The sequence below is a fragment of the Halomonas sp. genome, from assembly GCF_014859505.1.
Classification (GTDB): Bacteria; Pseudomonadota; Gammaproteobacteria; order Pseudomonadales; family Halomonadaceae; genus Halomonas.
Map to the genome: position 1 here is coordinate 1 of NZ_JACUUD010000206.1, position 3,476 is coordinate 3,476.

The 3,476-nt window shown below is 62.0% G+C and carries 3 protein-coding genes; all 3 read right to left on the reverse strand.

Annotated features, from left to right (window positions below):
* On the reverse strand, window positions 1–1,005 hold a 1,005-nt coding region (locus tag IBX53_RS15395; protein ID WP_290911037.1), incomplete at its 3' end, for an O-antigen ligase family protein.
* Window positions 1,006–1,051: 46 nt separating this feature from the next.
* A complete protein-coding gene (locus tag IBX53_RS15400) occupies window positions 1,052–1,609 on the reverse strand; it encodes an acyltransferase (protein ID WP_290911038.1) in 558 nt (185 codons plus the stop codon).
* Window positions 1,610–1,799: 190 nt separating this feature from the next.
* Window positions 1,800–3,317, reverse strand: coding sequence for a Fic family protein (locus tag IBX53_RS15405; RefSeq protein WP_290911042.1), 1,518 nt, complete (start codon window positions 3,315–3,317; stop codon window positions 1,800–1,802).
* Between the last annotated feature and the right edge of the window lie 159 nt (window positions 3,318–3,476).

Sequence of the window (3,476 nt, forward strand, 5' to 3'; positions counted from 1 at the left end):
CAGGCCGATCAGCCCCCCCGTGGCCATCATCTCGAAGTACTGGCTATGGGCATGACCCCGGCTGCTCTGGCCCACGAAGGGAGCGATCTCCCCCCGCTCCTGCAGTTCCGCATTCAGTGCCTCGCGCTCGGGGTAGCTCAGCCCGATCAGCGGGCGCTGCTTGAAGGCCTCCATGGCCGCGTACCAGAACTGGAAGCGAAAGCCTACCGAGGTGTTCAGGTTGCCGCTCTGGATCCGCTGCACCTCCGAGACCGTCTGCTGGTAGCGCCGCTCGACCTCCGGCACCTGGGTCACCACCACTACTGCCACCAGCGGCAGGGCAACAATACCTGCCACCAGCCACTTCCACCCCAGCCGTGGCGCATAGGCCAGCCCCACCAGCAGCAGCGCCACAGGAATCACCAGCCAAGCCCCCCGGGCACCGGAGAGCAGCACCGCAGCGGCAGCGGCCAAGGTGGCCAGGGCCAGCCACCAGCGTCGTGGCGAACCTGCCATCAGCACCAAAGCCAGCGTCATCAGGATGGCATTCAGATAGCCGAAGTTGATGCTGAACAGAAAACCGTCGGCGCGCTGCATGCCGAGCCACTGGGTCTGATAGATGGCCAGCACTCCGCCGCCGAAGGCACCCAGGATCAGCCCCCACTCCAGAAAGGCGCGGAAGCGCAACACATCCCCCTGACCTACCGCATGGCGCAGCATCAGGAAGATGGGAATCGTCGCCACCATATGCAACCCATCGCTCAGGTAGCGGCTGGAGTAGTCCCCCACCACGAAGGGCCCTATCCGCCCTATCAGCAGCGCACTGAGCAGCAGCACCACCCACCAGTCCAGCGCCATCATCTGAAAACTGTGACGATTGGCTATCAGGTAGGCGATGCCGTAGAGCATCAGTAGCGCCACCACCACGGTGCTACGCACCGGTGTGGCCACCAGCAGTACCAGGGCGATCATCATCGCCCAGGCATTGAAAGAAAGGGCCCGGTCCCGCGAAAACACACCTGCCATCAAAAAAGCACCTTGTTTCACTGATATCTCGGTAACCCGCCGCGGCTCAGCGCAGCCAGGTCACCCCTTCCTTCACTACCCGGGCCGGATTGCCCGCCACCACGCAGCCGGCTTCGACCTTTCCCGTCACCAGGCTAGCAATGCCAACTACCGCGTTGTCGCCAATGGTGGCACCCTTCAGCACGATGGCGCTATCGGCCAGCCAGACGTGATCGCCGATGGCGATGGAACGCGCCGGGTTGATGCGCTGACCGCCGGCCAGGATCTCGTGCCCGTCGGAGGTCATGACCTTGACGTTGCGGGACAGCATGCCGTCACGGCCGATCACCAGCCGCGTGCCACTCTCCCGGCAGGAGAGGTAGCACCCCTCGCCGATCACCGTCTCCGCACCGATCCGCAGCTCACAGCCCTCGCCATCGATCTCTAGCTGTACGCCGCGCAGATTGGCACCAGGCTCGATCACCAGCCGATTGCCACTGCCCTTGATCGAGACCTGACAGTGGCGAATTCTAATATTACGAGCCACCTCTAGCTGGTTGCCCGGGGCTACCCGGACCTTGTTGCGCAGGGCAAGCCGCCATGCTGGCATCAAGGGATCTGCCATGCCGATCCACTCCTGAGAAGCACACAATAAAAAGAGCGCCATCAAGGCGCTAGAGGGAATAGTACCATTAAACAAGAAGCCAATGCGTTGCCACCCTCTCCGCCTGTGCCGGGGACGGTCTTCCTCAAGCGAGATCAGAAAGTGCAGGGTTGGTTGGCCGATAGGGACAAGATATCAGATGGCACAACCGTCATTCTGGACACTGGGGATCCTCATCCTGCTGCAGGGCCTTCCGAGCCTCCGCTTCGATGGCGTCCAACACGTCTTCAGGCACTTGGTAGCGAAACTGCTTTCGACGATTCTTCGACAGCACGCCGTCATGACTCAGGCACATCATTACCAGGCGAGACAAATCGCTACCGCGCAGATCAAAACGTGCGTCGATGGCCCGATAGATACGATCGAAGCACGCCAGAAAACGAGTTTCCGCCTTCAGGTCCTCCCTCAGCGCCTCGCGCGCCATGCTCACCGTGAAGGCCACCGCCTGGGTGGCGTCCCAGTAGCGATAGAGGCTTTCACTCCCCTCGAAGTGGAAATCATGGTGGTCGGCATCGATCCAGTCGACTCGCCACTGTTCCCGAGCCAATTTCGAGAACGCTTCGAGTGCCGCGAGATAATCCCCCTCATGACGTTTCATGGCGATGGAAATGGGCAGCAGATGGCCACGCGGCAGTTCGCCCAGCCGGCACAGCGTATGGTGCAGCAGAAACCGGGAGATACGGCCATTGCCGTCCATGAAGGGGTGGAGGAAGACGAAACCGAACGAGATCACGGTGGCAGCCACCAGTGCCGGCACTCTCTCGGCGGGAGGGGCATCCTGCGCCTCGGACAGCGTATTGGCCCACCCCATGAGCGCTTCCATCAAGTTCTCGCAGAGGTCGGGAGGTGGCGGCAGGTAGCTGACACCGATAGCACCCGGCAGACCGTTGTGCAGATAGTTCTGCTCATGGCGAAAGGCCGATGCCTTGTCGAAGGGGTTGCTGACGACGCTGTTCTGAAGCGCCACCAGATAGCCTTCATCCAACGGCTGGCCATCATGTGCCTTGCGCAGCAGCTGTATGAAACGCCGCTGCTTGTCAGGGGAAGGCGATTCACGCTCGATCTCAAACGAGGACTGTGTCTCGCTGAGATAGGCCCACTGGATGGCGCGGTCCAGCATGCCCGGCGGCAGGGACGCCATGAAACTACGTGCCTCGGCCAGCACATCCTCCCTCAGTAGCGCCTCGACCTCGGACGTCCGCCTCACCACAGCGCAGTACTGGAGGGTGCCCAGGCCATTGACATCCACACGCCAGCGGCTGTTACGCCTGGCCGGGCCCGTCACGTAGCGCTCGGGGTCGAACAGCGGCACGGCGCGCCCCTTGACCAAGGGCTCCAGCGGAAGAAGGCCCACGAAGCTCTCGTAAAGACAGGCCAGGCGACGCAGGTAGATACCGTTGGGGGATGCCTGCAGTGCCGCAACTAGCGATACGACCGAGAGATAAGGGAGCGTCTCGGAAAGAATGGCCAGGTCCACGCCCTCATGCTTCAGAGCAAACAGCAGATGCGAGAGGAGATCGTCATCGGCAGGCGCTCGCTCAGGCGGCACGGCCAGCTCCTCCTCGAGCCGCGTCAGGCGCGTCACCGGCCGGACGCGCGCCGGGCACCTCGGCGGCAGGACGCCCAGCGCCAGGTGCCCATGAAGGTGCGCATAACCAACGTTTTTCATCTTCATGCTCGGGAAGCGAGGTATTTCGTTAACTTCAGCAGGAAAATCTTCAGCCAACAACCAGAGGGGGATTTTTTCTTAACCCATCTCACTACACTACCGGGGCAAAGAGCAGCGCCAGGTCCTCCTCATCGAACAGCGGGCCGTCGCTCTTGTGCT

Coding starts and splice junctions, on each gene's coding strand:
- IBX53_RS15400 (WP_290911038.1), bottom strand. CDS start 1,609: ATGGCAGATCCCTTGATGCCAGCATGGCGGCTTGCCCTGCGCAACAAG.
- IBX53_RS15405 (WP_290911042.1), bottom strand. CDS start 3,317: ATGAAAAACGTTGGTTATGCGCACCTTCATGGGCACCTGGCGCTGGGC.